Genomic DNA, 16,079 nt, shown 5'->3' with positions numbered 1-16,079 from the left:
CACCCGCGGTAACCGCAGATGAACGACGGGCGACCAGCGGATGAGAACGGACTCATCGACGACGGATGCCGCGGCAGAGGTGGCCTGCCCCGCGGATCAGTCCTGAGGCGCCGAAGGGAGCGCGTTGATCGCCCGGATCAGACGGTGAAGCTCGCCCACACGGAACTGGTTGAGCCGCAGCACCAGGCGAGGCAGCTCGAGCTGGTCCTCGTCCTCGACCTCGACCCGCAGCGGTCCGCGCCGTTCGATGGCGCCCTCGATCACGAGATCGCCGAACGCGGCGTTGAGCGCCTCGACCTCGGCATCCGTCGGCTCGGCCTTCAGCCGCAGCACGAGCCGCTTGCCGACCCACCGCAGCGACGAGTAGTTGCGGTAGAACCCGGAGAGCTCCTCGACCGCCTCCGTCACCGAATCGGTGACGAGCACGCGATCGAAGTCGCCGTCGGAGATGACGCCGCCCGGGCGAAGGTGGTCGTCGATGAAGCGCCGCAGTCCCGACCAGAACGTGCCGCCGGGGGCATCGAGCAGCACGATGGGCGTGGGATCCGCCTTGCCGGTCTGCTGGAGAGTCAACAGCTCGAACATCTCATCCAGCGTGCCGAAGCCGCCGGGCACGCAGACGAAGCCGCTCGACTCCTTCACGAGCATGAGCTTGCGGGTGAAGAAGTACTTCATCGCGACGTTGCGGGCGTTCTCGCCGACGATCGCGTTCGGCTTCTCCTCGAAGGGCAGCCGGATCGAGACGCCGAGCGAGTTGTGCGGTCCCGCGCCCTCCGCCGCGGCCTGCATGATGCCGGGGCCGGCGCCGGTGACGACCATCCAGCCGTGCTGGGCGAGCGCCGCCGCGACATCCGACGCCTGCCGGTAGAGCGCGTCCTCGGGAAGCGTGCGGGCAGATCCGAAGATCGTGACCTTCGGCACGTCCTCATAGGGTGCGAAGAGCCGGAAGGCTGCGCGCATCTCGGTGAGCGCGGAGCTTGCGATCTTCAGATCGAGCCGGTCGGCGTGGTCCAGCCCCAGGCCGATGCCGGTCGCGAGGATCCTCGCGATGAGATCCTCGTTCTCGGTGATCCCCGCCGCGGCGATGGTCGCGCGCAGCTCCTCGGTGACGGTGTGCGAGATGGTTCCCGTGTCGCTCTGGCCCATGACGCCAGCGTGCCACGATCAGCGGCTGCGCGGTGAGCGACGTCTGAACAACGGATGCCGCAGCACCGCGAATTCGCGTGCCGGTGAGGTCGAATCTGCACGCGGCCGGCGGGATGGGCTCGAGCCCGTTGCAGCCGGCGCCGGCATCAGCGCATGCTCTCCAGAAGCTCCGCGGCGCGCGCGGCGCCGCCGAGCGACTGCAGCTCGGCGCGGACGCGGGAGGCCGACTCGCGGAACGACGGGGCGGCGAGCACGCGGTCGACCGCCGCGCCGACCGCCGCCGCAGACGGCGTGCCGGTGCGGAGGTTCACACCTGCCCCGCTCCACGCCACCCGGGACGCCACTTCGGGCTTGTCCAGGTCGCCGCCGGCGATGACGAGCGGGACGCCCTGCCTGAGCGCGGCGATCGTGCCGCCCCACCCGCCGTTCGTGATCGCCAGCTCGACACGCGGCAGCAGGGCGGCGAACGGGGCGAACCCGATGACGCGAGCATTCGACGGCACCGGAAAGGGGAACGCGTCACGTCCGGCCACCCCGGTCGTCGCCACGACGAGCACGTCGCGCTCCTTCAGCGTTTCCAGGGCCGGGCGCACGAGGTCCTCCGGGTCGATGTTGTGCGTGCCCTGGGTCAACAGCACGACGCGGCGCCCGTCCAGATCACCCCACCACGACGGCAGCCCGTCGGGCCCCGCCGACGCCGAACGCCCCGCCAGCTCGCCGACGAAATGGACGTGCCTCGGACGATCGGTGCGCCCATAGTCGAGGACCGGCGCGCCGCTCGCCGCGATGAGCGTGGGCGAGAAGACCAGCCGGTCCATGGTGAGGCCGCGTGGAGTGAGCCCCACCGCGCGCTCGGCGTCGGCGATCGCGCCGGTGAGCGGCCGCGAGATGAGCGGAACCAGCCCGCGCAGCGCGGCGTCGCGCACCCGCGTGAGAGCGTTGGTCCCCGGCCGCAGCCCCATGCCGCTCGGCGGGCCGGCCGGCCCGGGCAGATTCAGCGGGAGCACCGCGACCGTGGCCCACGGCATCCGAATCCGCTCGCTGAAGAGCACCGCGCCGAGCGACATCTCGTCGGCGGCGAGCACCTCCCACGGCTCACGCTCCCACTCCCCCGTGAGGTCGGCGACCTGCGCCGGGGCGGTACCGATGAAGCAGTCGATCACGTTGATGAAGAGCTGCCGCATGCCTTTCTTGCCCACGAGGCGCGGGAACGTGGCGGACACGTCGTTCTCGTCGAAATCGGGTGCCTCGCGCCACGGCACCAGGCGCGCACCCGTCGCCTCCACCCGAGAGCGGAACCGGGATCCCGTGTAGAAGCGCACATCGTGCCCGCGCTCCACCAGCTGCCGCGCGATCGCCGTCAGCGGTGCGACGTGCCCGGTGAACGGCATCGCGGTGAGCAGGAACCTACCCATGGTGGTCATCCTGGCGGGTCGCGAGGACCGCGCGCCAGGGGTCCACCGATTCCTGATGCCGCGGCGCGACGCCGACCTGATCAGCCGCCGCTGATCAGGCGGTGCGGATCAGCCGCGGAGGCGGGCGACGACCTCGGCGGCCGGAACGACCTCGCGGTCACCGGTGCTGCGGTCCCAGAGCTCGACCTGCCCCTCGGCGGCCCCGCGGCCGACGATGACGATCTTCGGCACGCCGACGAGCTCGGCATCGCCGAACTTCACACCCGGCGAGACCTTGGGGCGGTCGTCGTAGAGCACGTCCAGACCGGATGCCTCGAGATCGGCCGACAGCTGCGCAGCGACGTCGAACACGACAGCGTCGCGACCTGCAGCGACCACGTGGACGTCGAACGGCGCCACCGACGCCGGCCAGATGAGGCCCTTGTCGTCGTTGTTGAGCTCGGCGATGATCGCGAGGATGCGGGTGACGCCGATGCCGTAAGAGCCCATCGTGACGGTGACGAGCTTGCCGTTCTCGTCCAGGACCTTGAGGCCCAGCGTCTCGGCGAAGAAGCGGCCGAGCTGGAAGACGTGCCCGATCTCCATGCCGCGAGCGAGCTCGACCGGGCCGGAACCGTCGGGTGCGGGATCCCCCGCGCGCACGTTCGCGACCTCGACGAAGCCATCGCCGGCGAAGTCCCGTCCGGCCACCAGCGTGTGGACGTGCTTCTGGTCGATGTTGGCGCCGGTGATCCACGCGGTGCCGTCCGCCACGCGCGGGTCGAGCAGGAAGCGGATGCCGGTGGCCGACTCCTCGCCGAGCACCGCGCCGGTCTCGGACCACGGGCCGATGTAGCCCTTGACGAGCAGCGGGTGCTTCTCGAAGTCCTGGTCGGTGGCGGGCTCCACGGCGGCGGGCGCGAAGGCGACCTCGGCGCGCTTGTCGTCGATGTCGCGATCACCGGGCACGCCGACGATCACGAGCTCCCTCGTGCCGTCGAGGTGGGTGAGGGCGAGCACCACGTTCTTGAGGGTGTGCGCCGCCGTCCACGACTGGGCGCCGTCGGTCGCCGGTCCGGCGATCCCCGACGCGGGGTCGTCGAGGTGGGCGTTGGCGTGGTCGACGAGCGTCTGGATGGTGGGCGTGTCGGGCGAGTCGAAGATCACCGGTGCGCCCAGCCCGTCGAACGGGATCGACGCGGGCGGGGTCGTCGTATAGGCCTCCACGTTGGCGGCGTAGCCGCCGGCTGAGCGGACGAAGGTGTCCTCGCCGACCGGGGTCGGGTGCAGGAACTCCTCCGACCGCGCGCCGCCCATCAAGCCGTTGTCGGCCGCGACGATGACGTATTCCAGTCCGAGCTTCTGGAAGATCCGCTCGTAGGCGTCGCGCTGCGACTGGTACGAGGCATCCTGTCCCTCGTCGGTGTAATCGAACGAGTACGCGTCCTTCATCGTGAACTCGCGGCCGCGCAGGAGTCCGGCGCGAGGGCGGGCCTCGTCGCGGTACTTGTCCTGGATCTGGTAGATCGTCAGCGGGAGGTCCTTGTACGACGAGTACAGGTCCTTCACGAGGAGCGTGAACATCTCCTCGTGGGTCGGCGCGAGGAGATAGTCGGCGCCTCTGCGGTCCTGCAGCCGGAAGATGCCGTCGCCGTAGGAGGTCCAGCGGCCCGAGGCCTCGTAGGGCTCGCGCGGCAGCAGAGCCGGGAAGTGCACCTCGTAGGCGCCCGCGCTGGTCATCTCGTCGCGGATGACCTTCTCGATCTTGGCCTTGACCTTGAGCCCCAGCGGCAGCCAGGTGAAGATGCCGGGCGCGGCCCGCCGGATGTAGCCGGCGCGCACGAGCAGCCGGTGGCTCGTGACCTCCGCGTCGGCGGGGTCTTCACGGAGCGTGCGGAGGAAGAAGTGCGACAGACGGGTGACCACGAGGGTCAAGTCTAGGGCGAGCGGATGCCGCGGCCTCTCCCCGCACCGCGGGTACGCCTCGGCGCCTCCCGGAGTCAGGGACGCATCAGCGCGAGCACCGCCGCGGTGAGCGGCAGTGCGTCGGTCGTGCTCCGGATGATGTCGGGAGTCACCATGAGGACGTTGACGCCGTCGGTCGCGACGATCACGGAGCCGGATCCCTCGTAACGGTCGAGTCCGGGGGCGACGACGGCGCCCTGTGCCCCGTCGACCGTCACCGGCTGAGCGTCCGTCGCATCGAGCGCCGTCTGGAAGGCGATCGCGCCGCCGGGGACGACGTCGATCCGAACCACCTCACCCGAGGTCGCGTCTCCGCTCCCCGAGGTGAAATGCAGCTCGCACCAGTTCGTGACTCCCGCGAACAGCGCGATGCCCTCCAGTCGCTCGGTCGCCTCGCCGGCACTGCTCTGCCCGAGCAGTGCGATCCGCTCGAAGCCGTAGACCGCCGGGTCGATCGCTGCGGCGATCGCGGTGCAGTCGGGCAGCGCCCACCACTCGGCCGTGCGGGCCGCGGGGCTCGGGGCCGGGTGATCGGCCAGCCTGCGCGACGCCTCGCCGAAGAGCCCGGCGACACCAGCCGCCGTCACGGAATCCTTCTCGCCGCCGGCTCGGACGACCATCCATGTGCCGCCGACGACGCCCGCCTCCGTGCACTCGACGCGCGTCCCGTCCGCCGTGACGGGCACGCACCCGGTCGCAGTGCCCGACCGCAGAGCGTCGCCGACCACGGCCTCGGGATAGGCCATCAGGTGTGCGGTGGCCGCCAGGTACACGCCGTCCGAGACCCAGACGCAGTCGATTCCCCCGAGAACCTCGTTGGCGCCGGTCTTCCAGCGGTAGTCCGACAGCATCATGTCGATCTTGGCGACCGCCTCCACGTCCGCCTCCTCGAGGGCATTCCCACATTCTCCGCCGAACGGAGTGACGCCGGCGGCCGGTGCCGCCGGAGTGCTGGGTGCGGGTGTCGGAGTGGGGGTCGGGGTGGGCGTCGTCTCGAGGGTCGGCGACGGAGACGGAGACGGCGCCGGCCGGGTCTCGCTCGTCGTGGGCGCGGGCGCCGGCCGCGCGTCCGAGCCGAGCAGTGCGGCCGTCGTGATGGCTCCCCCGCTCACGACGCCGATCAGCACGAGCGCGATCGCGCCGGCGGCGATGCGCATCTGGCGCTTGCCCGCGGGGCGGATGCGCTGGGCGCCCGCCAGAACGAGATCGCGCATCTCGATGCGCTCGCTCGGGGTGAGGTCGTCGTTCATGCCCATGCTCCCTCGATCGAAGCCATGTCTTCGCGTAGCTTGGCCTTGGCGCGGGCCAGCCGCGACTTCACGGTGCCCACAGGGATGCCGAGCGTCTCCGCCGCCGCCCGGTCGGGATAACCCTCGAGGACGGTCAGCACGACGACGCTCTGCTCGCGGGCGGGCAGCCTCTTCAGGGCGGCGAGCACACCGGTCTCGTCCGGTCCATCGGGTGCTCCGGGGTTCGCGGCGACCGGCGTCCGGGCCAGGAGCGACCGGTAGCGGCGGCCGGAGCGCTCGAGATTGCGGGCGCAGTTCGAGACGGTGTTCAGCAGCCACGGCAGTGGCGAGCCGTCCACGAGGCGCACCGATTCGCGCTTGCGCCAGAGCTCGAAGAACCCGAGAGTCACCGCATCCTTGGCATCCTCCCGCGCGGTCAGCAGACGGCGGGCGTGCCGGAAGAGACGTGCCTCATGGCGGTCGAACAGCATCGCCAGCGCGGCCTCGTCGCCGGCGAGGACCCGCTCCCAGAGGGAGGCGTCGTCATCTTCCATACTCTGTAGTGTCCGCGTTCGCGTGGATGGTTCATATCCCACCGAGCGACGAGCGCAGACTGCTGGGCCACCCGCAGGGTGCGGAGGCACGCGGCCTGTCGTCTGCCTACACTGAGCGGGTGACCGCACGTCGCCCAAGGGTGGTCCCGGCACGGGCCCACGACGACCTGATCGAATCGCTCGCGCAGCTGCGGACGGAGCTCGATCTCCTGGCCGGCTTCCCGGTGGAGGTCGAGGCCGAGGCACAGCAGGCGGTGGCAAGCGTCCCGACCGAACCGGCCCTCGCGCACCTCGACGACCTGCGCGACGTCGAGTTCCTCACGATCGACCCCGCGGGCTCCACCGATCTCGATCAGGCGCTGCATCTCGAGCGCACGGCGACCGGGGCGGTGCTCCACTACGCCATCGCCGATCTGCCGGCGTTCGTGACACCGGGCGGCGCCGTCGACGGCGAAGCGCGTCTGCGGGGGCAGACGCTGTACGCGGCCGACGGCAGGATCCCGCTGCATCCCGTCGCCCTCAGCGAGGACGCCGCCTCGCTGCTGCCCGGGCGGGAGCGGCGCGCGTTCGTCTGGCGCTTCGTGCTCGACGACGGCGCACGACCGGTCGAGACCACCCTGCGCCGCGCGGTGATCCGCTCGCGCGCTCAGTGGACCTACGTGGATGCGCAGGCCGCGATCGACACGGGTACCGCACCGGAAGCGCTGCGGGCGCTCGCCTGGTTCGGGCCGCTGCGCCGGGAACGCGAGGCGGAGCGCGGCGGTGTGAGCCTCAACGTGCCGCAAGCCCGCATCGTCGCCGACGATGATGGCTACCGCCTCGAACGGGAGGCGCCGTTGGCGGTGGAGGACTGGAACGCGCAGGCCTCCCTGCTGACGGGCATGGCGGCCGCAGAGTTCATGCTCCGGGGCGGCGTCGGCATCCTCCGCACCATGCCTGCTGCCGAGCCCGAGGACGTCACCGCGTTCCGTGCGCAGACGGTGGCGCTCGGCATCCCCTGGCCGGCAGACGTCTCGTACGGCGACTATCTGCGTGCGCTCGACCGGGATCTGCCCGCCGCGCTGGCGATCCTGGACGCCGCCGCCGGACTTTTCCGCGGCGCCGGGTACGTGTCATTCGACGGCGAACCGCCCGCCGACCCGCTGCAGGCCGCGATCGGCGCGCCGTACGCGCACGCCACCGCTCCCCTGCGCCGGCTGGTCGATCGCTGGTCTCTCGTCACGTGCGAAGCGCTGGCGAATGAACGTGAGGTTCCGGCGTGGGTGCGCGAGAGCCTTCCCAGCGTTCCGAAGATCATGGCGCGCAGCGACGGCGTGGCGAACCGGCTGGATGCCGCCACGCTCGACAGGGTCGAGGCCGCGCTGCTCTCACGGCATGAAGGGCAGGTCTTCGAGGCGGTGGTGCTCGGTCGGCGCAACGACGGCGCCCGCGTTCAGCTGACCGATCCTCCGGTGACGGCGAAGGTGAGCGGGCTCGACGCCGCTCCGGGAGAGACCGTGCACCTGCGTCTCACAAGCGCCTCGATCGCGACGGGTGCGATCGTCCTGGAGCCGAGCGCCTAGCGTGGTGTCGTGACCACCGTGCTGCTGACCGGGTTCGAGCCCTTCGGCGGCGACGCCGTCAACCCGTCCGGGGAGGCGGTCCACCGCGTCGCCTCCCGCTGGGAGGGACCCGACGTGCTCGTCACCGCCGTTCTGCCGGTCACCTTCGCCGGTGCGGCGGGGCGCCTCAGGGAGCTCCTCGCCGCGCACCGACCCGACATCGTGCTCGGCGCCGGCCTCGCCGGTGGACGAGCAGCGATCGGGGTGGAGCGGGTCGCCGTGAACCTGGTGGATGCCCGCATCCCCGACAACGACGGCGAGCAGCCGGTCGACGTGCCGAGCGTGCCGGGCGCCGCGGCGGCGCACTTCGCCACGCTGCCGGTGAAGGAGATCGCTCGGCGCATCGCCGCCGCGGGGATCCCTGCCGAGGTGTCGTACTCGGCGGGCACGTTCGTCTGCAACCACGTGTTCTTCACGGCGCTCGAAGCGGCGGCAACCGGAACCCGCGCCGGATTCGTCCATGTCCCCTGGTCGGCGGAGCACGCGCCGGCGGCCGATTCCGCCGCTCTCCCCCTCGCCGACATCGCCCAGGGGCTCGAGATCGCCGTGCGGACGAGCGTCGAGGTGGCGGCCGACGCCGCCACGCCGGGCGGCACGCTCCACTGACGCCCGCCGCCGTCAGCGCGAGCGGCGCCCCGCATGGAGCACTTCGCGCACCACGAGCCCGCCCACCAGCGCCCAGAACGCCGCGCTGACGCCCGCGATCGCGATGCCCGATGCGGCGACGAGGAATGTCACCACAGCCGGCAGCCGCTCCCCCGGGTCGTCGATCGCCTGCTGCACCGCCGAGCCGAACGCACCGAACAGCGCGATGCCGGCGACCGCCGGGATCACGGCCGCCGGAGCCACCACCACCAGCGCGACCAGCGCCGCCGAAAGCCCGCCGAGCACGATGCCGGCGGCACCGGTCGACACACCGGCGACCCACCGTCGCTTCGGGTCGGGATCGGCGTCGGGCGCCGCGGCGAGCGCGGCGCTGATCGCCGCGAGGTTGATCGCGTGCCCGCCCGCCGTCGCGCCGATGGCGGTGCCGACGCCGGTCACGAGCATCGCCGGCCGCCACGGCACCGCATAGCCGAAGCTGCGCATGATCGCGACACCCGGCACGTTCTGCGATGCCATCGTCACGAGGAAGAGCGGCAGCGCCAGCCCGGCGACGGCTCCGAAGGTGAGCGTGGGCGCCGTGAACTCGAGCCGCGGCACGAGGAGCGCCGGGTCGATCGTCGCGCCCGTGAGGGCGACATCCACTCCCACGACGACGGATGCCGCGACGAACGCGAGCGGCACGGCCCATCGGGGGGCGATCCGCACGAACACCAGCCAGGTGATCAGGACGGGGATGACGCCCCACGGATTCACCACGATTCCGCTGACCGGTGCCAGGCAGAGCGGCAGCAGCACACCCGCGAGCATCGCCTGGGCGATGGACGGCGGGATCCGGGCAATGAGCCGGCCCAACTGCGGCCACAGCGCCGTCAGCAGGATGAGCGCCGACGTCACGAGGAAGGCTCCCACGGCCGCCGGCCATCCTCCCTCGACCGAGCCCGTCGCGGCGAGCACGGCGGCCCCGGGCGTGGACCAGGCGACCGTGATCGGCATCCGGTACCGCCAGGCGAGCAGGATGGCTGAGGCGCCCATGGTGAGGCACAGCACCAGCAGTCCGCTCGCCGCCTGGGCACGCGTGGCGCCGACAGCGTCGAGTCCCGTCAGCACGACCGCGAACGAGCTCGTGACACCCACCAGCGCGGTCACGATGCCCGCGACGATGGGGCGCGAGAGCGGCGCGCCGGCGTCCGGGGGCGCGGGCACGGCGGTGCTCATGCGTTCTGCCGTCCGCGGTAGACGGCGGTGCGGAGCTCGACCTCCCAGACGTCGCGTGCGGGCATCCCGACCTGGTGCGCGACGGCGATCTCGGCGTCGACGTCGTACGGCACCCGCACGAAGCGCACCTCGAACGGCGCGGGGGCGGTCGCGCCGCGGATGCCCTCGAGGATCACATAGCTCGGCGTCGGCTCGTCGAGCGGATTGCCGACGCTTCCGGTGTTGAAGAGGGTGCGGCCGTCGCGCGACTCGATGTACGCATCGTGGATGTCGCCGTAGCCGACGACCGTCGGCGCGGGGCCGTCGCCGGTCATCGGGGTGGCGCGGAACATGCCGTCGAACTCCTCGTCGGTGTGATGGAAGTGCACCCGGACATGCGGGCTCTCGGCCGACGCGTGGAACAGCCGGATGCGCCGGCCGCTCATCACGAGGTCGTGGCTGAGCGCGAGACCACCGAGCCACTGCCGCTGGTCGACCGAGAGCTCGTCCCGCCACCAGCGCATCTCCTCCGGCTGGTCGTCGCCGACGGCATCGATGAAGTCGTCCCAGTTGCCGCGGATGTTGACCTCGCACGCCTCGCGCACCCGGTCGGTGGCCGCCGCACCCCGCGGGCCCTTGCCGATGTTGTCGCCGAGATTGACGATCTGTCGGATGCCGCGCCCGGCGATGTCGCCGAGCACCGCCTCCAGCGCAGTCAGGTTGCCATGGACGTCGGAGATGACGGCGATCCGGTCGAGGGGCACCTTCGGATCATGCCACGGCTGCGGAGCGAGAGCGGACGTCAGCGCTCGAACTCGGCGAGCGCGTCGGCGATCATCCGGTGACCCTGCGCCTCGAACGCCGCGTCGCCCACCTGGTGCGCCCAGCAGGCGGTGCCGATGGCTTCGCGCAGCCGCAGGAGGAGCCAGTGCGGCGTCCCGGAGGCTCGGTCGGACGCGCCGGAGCCGAACCTCGGATCGTCGCCGTATCCCTCGAAGAACGCGGTCTCGCAGGCGGGGCTCTCACGCCACTCCTGTGCCGCGAGCCGCACGAAGTCCGTCGCGGCGGGGCGGAAGGCGAACCTCCCGAAGTCGATCACCCGCACGACGCCGCCGTCGACGAGCCAGTTGCGAGGCTGCCAGTCCCCGTGCGTCGGAACGAGGTCGTCCTCGGCCGGCGGCAGTGCGGCGAGCGCGTGACGCAGCCGTACCTGCATGTCCGGCTCGATGGCGTCGGTTGTGTCGAGCCAGAGCAGGGCGCGGCGCGTGGCCGCGGCATCCGTTCCGTCCGACGGGCGGCAAGCCTGATCGTGGAACCGCCGCAGGAGCTCTCCCGCACGCCGGTGCACCTCGGGGTCCACTCCCGCGGGCGTCCGGTACGCGAGCACGCCGGGCAGCCAGTCGAGCACCAGCACACGTGCTGCGCGGTCGGCGTGCCGCAGACGCGCCGCATCGCCGCCGTGCTGCCACGGCGCGACGAAGCCGCCCTCGTGAGCGTCGAGCTCGCGGCCCAGGTGGTGGTCGGCGTCGCCGGACGCCTTGACGATCAGGTCCCGCTCGCCGTGGCGGACCCGGAGGACGACCGTCTCCACCTGGTTCCAGCTGAGGTCGGCGACGACCTCGGCTCCCGGCATCCACTCGTCGACCAGACTCCGCTGCACGAGCGACAGCCGGTCGAGGCCCATCAGTTCGCCGAGACCGTCAGGACGTGACGACCTGCGCCGTGCCGATCGCCGCGTCAGGCCCCATCTCGGCGGCGAGGCGGTTCGCCTCTTCGATGAGGGTGGCGACGATGTCGGCCTCGGGCACGGTCTTGATGACCTGCCCCTTCACGAAGATCTGGCCCTTGCCGTTGCCCGAGGCGACGCCGAGGTCGGCCTCGCGCGCTTCGCCCGGCCCGTTGACGACGCAGCCCATGACGGCCACGCGCAGCGGCACGGTCATGTCCTTGAGGCCCTCGGTGACGTTGTCGGCCAGCGTGTAGACGTCGACCTGGGCACGCCCGCAGGACGGGCACGAGACGATCTCGAGCTTGCGCTCGCGCAGATTGAGGGACTGCAGGATCTGGTGGCCGACCTTGACCTCTTCGGCGGGCGGCGCCGACAGCGAGACCCGGATCGTGTCGCCGATGCCCTCGGAGAGCAGGATGCCGAACGCCGTCGCGGACTTGATGGTGCCCTGGAATGCGGGGCCGGCCTCGGTCACGCCGAGGTGGAGCGGCCAGTCGCCCCGCTCGGCGAGCAGCCGGTAGGCCTTCACCATGACGATCGGGTCGTTGTGCTTGACCGAGATCTTGAAGTCGTGGAAGTCGTGCTCCTCGAAGAGGGACGCCTCCCACACGGCGCTCTCGACGAGCGCCTCGGGAGTCGCCTTGCCGTACTTCTCCAGCAGGCGCCGGTCGAGCGAACCGGCGTTGACGCCGATGCGCAGCGACACCCCGGCGGCCTTCGCCGCGGCGGCGATCGCACCCACCTGATCGTCGAACTTGCGGATGTTGCCCGGGTTCACGCGCACCGCGCCGCAGCCGGCGTCGATGGCCTGGAACACGTACTTGGGCTGGAAGTGGATGTCGGCGATCACCGGGATCTGGCTCTTCGCCGCGATGATGTGCAGCACATCGGCGTCGTCCTGCGACGGCACCGCGACGCGCACGATCTCGCAGCCCGAGGCGGTGAGCTCGGCGATCTGCTGGAGCGTCGCGTTGATGTTGGTCGTGGGCGTCGTCGTCATCGACTGCACGCTCACCGGGGCGTCGCCGCCCACCAGCACTTTGCCCACCTTGATCTGGCGGGTCTTGCGGCGGGGGGCGAGCGTTTCGGGGACCTTGGGCATCCCGAGATTGACGGCTGGCACGCCCCCAGCCTACGCGGCGCGGAGCCCGCCAGGCCCGGCGTCGCCGGGGAGGAGCCTGCCGAAGTGCTGAGCGGATGCCGCGATCGACGAGACCCGCTCGCGTGCAGGTGCGTCGCGCAGACGGTGTATCTTTCCCGCCATGAGCCTGAGCCACCACCTCGGACGCATGACCGGCAGGGACCCGAACGAGGCCCATCGGGCAGCGACCCCGCTGGAGCTGCTGTTCGACCTGACGTTCGTCGTCGCCTTCAGCCAGATCTCGTCGCAGATGGCCCACTACCTGGAGCTCGGCCACGTCTCGTCGGCCCTCATCGGCTTCGCCTTCTCGACATTCGCCGTCACGTGGGCGTGGATCAACTACTCGTGGCTGGCGTCGGCCTACGACACCGACGACGCCTACTTCCGCGTCTCGACGCTGGTCGTGATGGTCGGCGTGCTGATCGTGGCGCTCGGCGTGCCGGACGTGTTCCACTCGATCGACGAGGGCCACTACCTGGACAACACCGTCATGGTGGTCGGGTACGTCGTCATGCGCGTGGCGACCATCGCGCTCTGGATCCGCGCTGCCGTGCAGGACGAGAAGCGCCGCAAGACCTGTCTGGCGTACATCGTCAACGTGTCGATCGCCCAACTCGGCTGGATCGTGCTGATCTTCCTGAACCTGCCCGTCGGCACGACGCTGGTGTTCACCACGCTGCTCATGCTGTTCGAACTCGCGGGACCGCTGTTCGCCGAGAAGCGGTTCGGACCCACGCCCTGGCATGCCCACCACATCGCGGAGCGCTACGGCCTGCTCGTCATCATCACCCTGGGCGAGGTGATCCTCGGCACCATCCTCGCGATCTCCGCCGTCGTGCAGGACGACGTCTGGTCAATGGAGGCCGCCCTCATCGCCTTCGCCGGGACCGCGCTGGCGTTCGGCATGTGGTGGAGCTACTTCGTCATCCCGTTCGGCGAGGTGCTCACGCATCATCGCTGGCGCGGGTTCCCGTGGGGATATCTGCACCTCTTCGTCTTCGGGTCGCTGATCGCCGTCGGCGCCGGACTCCACGTCGCCGCGAACGTCATCTCACACCACGCGCACGTCGATGAGACGTTCGCCGTGCTGAGCATCGCGATCCCGGTGCTCGTCTACGAGACGTTCCTGTTCGGCATCTACGCGCTGACCGTCATGCAGTTCGATCCGTTCCACATCTGGCTCTACGTGGGCTCGGTCGCGTTCCTCGCCGCGAGCGTCATCGCCGTGTTGGCGGGCGCGTCACTCGGAGTGGCGCTGCTGCTCATCGCGTGCGCGCCCGCCGTGGTGGTGGTCGGCTACGAGACGATCGGCTGGCGTCACGGTGCCGAGATCCTGGAGCGCGCGCGGCAGACGTGACGTCCGCGACGGCGGCCGACGAGGGCCATGGGCGGTGTGGTAGGTTCGGCGCATGTCCGCACGCCTCACCACCTGGTGGCTCACCGCATAGGCGGTGGGTTTCGCGCGACCCAGACCGCCCTCGGGGCGGTCTTCTTCTTCGTAAGGGATGCCTCCCCCACGACGAAAGAACCACAGCCATGACCGGGCCCGCCCACCCCTCGCTCCGCGAGATCGCCGACCGCGGCATCCCCTTCGCCCTCATCGCCCGTGATGACGCGACCGTCGAGCTGCTCACGGGAGACGTCGTCGACGTCGACCTGCTGTCCGACATCCCGCTCGCCGATGACACGGGAGCACCCCGAGAGGTGCTGGCGCTGGTGCCGTTCCGCCAAGTCCGCGAGCGCGGGTTCGAGTGCCACGACGACGGCGCGCCGCTGCGCTGCCTCATCGTCCGCGAGCGGACGGCGCTCCCCCGTGAGGAGGCGCTCGCGCAGCTGCCGACCGAGCCGGTGGCCCTGCAGGACGCGGGCTTCGACATCGCCGACGAGGAGTACGCCGACATCGTCCGGCGGGTGATCGCCGACGAGATCGGGCGGGGCGAGGGCGCCAATTTCGTCATCCGCCGCGACTTCACCGCGGGCGTGTCGACGGATGCCGCCACCGCCGCCCTCACGTGGTTCCGGGCTCTCCTCGAGCACGAGCGGGGCGCCTACTGGACCTTCGCGGTCGTCACCCCGGGCCATGTCGCCGTCGGCGCGAGCCCCGAGGCGCATGTCAGCGCCCGTGACGGCGTCGTCACCATGAACCCGATCTCGGGGACGTTCCGCCACCCGGCCGGGGGCGCGACCGCCGAGACGCTCACCGAGTTCCTCCGCTCCACGAAGGAGACCGAGGAGCTGTTCATGGTCGTCGACGAGGAGCTCAAGATGATGAGCGCCGTCTGCTCCGACGGCGGCCGCATCACCGGCCCGCATCTCAAGGAGATGTCGCGGCTCACACACACCGAGTACGTCCTGCGGGGACGCAGCCGGCTGGATCCCCGCGACATCCTCCGCGAGACGATGTTCGCGCCGACCGTGACCGGCTCCCCGATGCAGAACGCCTGCACCGTCATCAGCCGGCACGAGACGACGCCCCGCGGCTACTACTCCGGCGTGGCGGCGCTGTTCACCCCGCGCCTGACACTCGCCGCCGACGAGGCGACGCACGACCTCGACGCCCCGATCCTGATCCGCACCGCCTACCTCCAGGACGGCCGCCTGCGCGTCCCGGTGGGCGCGACGCTGGTCCGCCACTCCGACCCCTACGGCGAGGTCGGCGAGACGCACGGGAAGGCGGCCGGAGTGCTCGGCGCGATCGGCGCCGTTCCCCGTGACGCGGCGGCAGAAGCCGCCGTCGCCGCGGTGACGAACGTCGCCGTGGCGGATGCGGCGGCGGCCTACGTCATCGACGAGGACGCCCCTGCTCCCGCCCCGCGCCGGCTCGCAGACGACCCGGCGATCGCCGAGCTGCTGGCCTCGCGCAACGGGCGCCTCGCCGAGTTCTGGCTGAACCCGCAGGGCGCCGACGGCCCCGCACCGTTCGCGGGCCGGTCGGCACTCGTCGTGGACGCCGAGGATCGCTTCACCACGATGCTCGCGCACCAGCTCCGCCATCTCGGACTCGACGTCGAGATCGCGCCGTGGGACGCGGTCACCGACTCCCAGGTCGATGGCGCCGAGCTGCTGGTCTCCGGACCGGGGCCGGGCGACCCGCGGGACGCGTCGAGCCCTCGCATCCGTCGTATGCGGGAGGTCGTCGCGCGACGACGCGAAGCCGGCCGGCCGCTCCTCGCCGTGTGCCTCAGCCACCAGATCCTCGCCGACACCTTCGGGATCGGTCTCGCACCGCTCGACGCGCCGCACCAGGGACTGCAGAAGTCCGTCGACGTCTTCGGGACGCCGGCATCCATCGGCTTCTACAACACCTTCACGGCCCGTGTGCCCGCCGGCACCACGCGCGCCGGCGAGGCGGAGATCGCGGCCGATGCCATGGGCGATGTCTACGCGCTGCGCGGACCGGGCTTCGCGTCCGTGCAGGGCCACCTGGAGTCGATCCTGTCGCGCGACGGCATGACGACGCTGCAGCGCCTGGTCGCACAGGCGCTCACGCCCGTCAGCGCCTGAGCCGAGGCATCCGCCG

General features: G+C 71.3%; 14 protein-coding genes. 4 read left to right on the top strand and 10 right to left on the bottom strand.

Features of this window, described 5'->3' with window-relative positions; all coding sequences use genetic code 11:
- Positions 1-96: 96 nt before the first annotated feature.
- From ABG085_RS06590 to ABG085_RS06570, 5 genes are all read right to left on the bottom strand, one after another.
- A complete protein-coding gene (locus ABG085_RS06590; RefSeq protein WP_347978613.1) occupies positions 97-1,146 on the bottom strand; it encodes a TIGR00730 family Rossman fold protein in 1,050 nt (349 codons plus the stop codon).
- A 146-nt stretch (positions 1,147-1,292) separates the two neighbouring features.
- Complete coding sequence (locus ABG085_RS06585) at positions 1,293-2,561, bottom strand: nucleotide disphospho-sugar-binding domain-containing protein (RefSeq protein ID WP_347978612.1); 1,269 nt, start codon at positions 2,559-2,561, stop codon at positions 1,293-1,295.
- A 108-nt stretch (positions 2,562-2,669) separates the two neighbouring features.
- Positions 2,670-4,466 carry a proline--tRNA ligase gene (locus tag ABG085_RS06580; protein ID WP_347978611.1) on the bottom strand — a complete coding sequence of 599 codons (1,797 nt, stop codon included), beginning with the start codon at positions 4,464-4,466 and terminating at the stop codon, positions 2,670-2,672.
- Positions 4,467-4,540: 74 nt separating this feature from the next.
- The gene (locus ABG085_RS06575; RefSeq protein WP_347978610.1) at positions 4,541-5,755 is read right to left on the bottom strand and encodes a hypothetical protein; all 1,215 of its coding nucleotides are present in this window, start codon (positions 5,753-5,755) and stop codon (positions 4,541-4,543) included.
- Positions 5,752-6,288 (bottom strand): RNA polymerase sigma factor, encoded by a 537-nt coding sequence (locus ABG085_RS06570; protein ID WP_347978609.1) that lies wholly within the window; start codon positions 6,286-6,288, stop codon positions 5,752-5,754. The genes ABG085_RS06575 and ABG085_RS06570 overlap by 4 nt, the downstream gene beginning before the upstream one ends.
- Before the next feature lie 119 nt (positions 6,289-6,407).
- Here ABG085_RS06570 and ABG085_RS06565 point away from each other — a divergent pair, with 119 nt between their 5' ends.
- Both ABG085_RS06565 and pcp read left to right on the top strand, forming a co-directional pair.
- On the top strand, positions 6,408-7,850 hold the full coding sequence (locus ABG085_RS06565) for an RNB domain-containing ribonuclease (protein WP_347978608.1): 1,443 nt from the start codon (positions 6,408-6,410) through the stop codon (positions 7,848-7,850).
- Positions 7,851-7,859: 9 nt separating this feature from the next.
- Positions 7,860-8,495, top strand: coding sequence for a pyroglutamyl-peptidase I (gene pcp, locus ABG085_RS06560; RefSeq protein WP_347978607.1), 636 nt, complete (start codon positions 7,860-7,862; stop codon positions 8,493-8,495).
- A gap of 12 nt (positions 8,496-8,507) precedes the next feature.
- On the opposite strand, the gene ABG085_RS06555 is transcribed toward pcp, so the two are convergent.
- Genes ABG085_RS06555 through ABG085_RS06535 form a run of 5 tightly spaced genes read right to left on the bottom strand, consistent with a single transcriptional unit; the run spans position 8,508 to position 12,682 of the window.
- Positions 8,508-9,710, bottom strand: a complete 1,203-nt coding sequence (locus ABG085_RS06555) for a benzoate/H(+) symporter BenE family transporter (RefSeq protein WP_347978606.1) — start codon at positions 9,708-9,710, stop codon at positions 8,508-8,510.
- Positions 9,707-10,453 (bottom strand): metallophosphoesterase family protein, encoded by a 747-nt coding sequence (locus tag ABG085_RS06550; RefSeq protein WP_347978605.1) that lies wholly within the window; start codon positions 10,451-10,453, stop codon positions 9,707-9,709. Before ABG085_RS06550 ends, ABG085_RS06555 begins: the two co-directional genes overlap by 4 nt.
- 38 nt (positions 10,454-10,491) lie before the next feature.
- Entirely contained in the window at positions 10,492-11,373 is an 882-nt protein-coding gene (locus ABG085_RS06545) for a phosphotransferase (protein WP_347978604.1), read from the bottom strand.
- 16 nt (positions 11,374-11,389) lie between these two features.
- Positions 11,390-12,541: a flavodoxin-dependent (E)-4-hydroxy-3-methylbut-2-enyl-diphosphate synthase gene (ispG, locus tag ABG085_RS06540; RefSeq protein ID WP_347978603.1), complete on the bottom strand. Its 1,152-nt coding sequence runs from the start codon at positions 12,539-12,541 to the stop codon at positions 11,390-11,392.
- A 9-nt stretch (positions 12,542-12,550) separates the two neighbouring features.
- Complete coding sequence (locus ABG085_RS06535; RefSeq protein WP_347978602.1) at positions 12,551-12,682, bottom strand: hypothetical protein; 132 nt, start codon at positions 12,680-12,682, stop codon at positions 12,551-12,553.
- On the opposite strand from ABG085_RS06535, the gene ABG085_RS06530 reads away from it, so the two are divergent.
- Positions 12,681-13,916, top strand: coding sequence for a low temperature requirement protein A (locus ABG085_RS06530; protein ID WP_347978601.1), 1,236 nt, complete (start codon positions 12,681-12,683; stop codon positions 13,914-13,916). The two genes, ABG085_RS06535 and ABG085_RS06530, sit on opposite strands and share 2 nt — an antisense overlap.
- 179 nt (positions 13,917-14,095) lie before the next feature.
- The gene (locus ABG085_RS06525; RefSeq protein ID WP_347978600.1) at positions 14,096-16,063 is read left to right on the top strand and encodes a chorismate-binding protein; all 1,968 of its coding nucleotides are present in this window, start codon (positions 14,096-14,098) and stop codon (positions 16,061-16,063) included.
- Positions 16,064-16,079: the final 16 nt, after the last annotated feature.

Origin of the sequence: Microbacterium sp. ProA8 (assembly GCF_039905635.1) — a bacterium.
Classification (GTDB): domain Bacteria; phylum Actinomycetota; class Actinomycetes; order Actinomycetales; family Microbacteriaceae; genus Microbacterium; species Microbacterium chionoecetis.
Note: the sequence above shows the minus strand (reverse complement) of the source record. Positions and strands in the feature narration are given on the sequence as shown.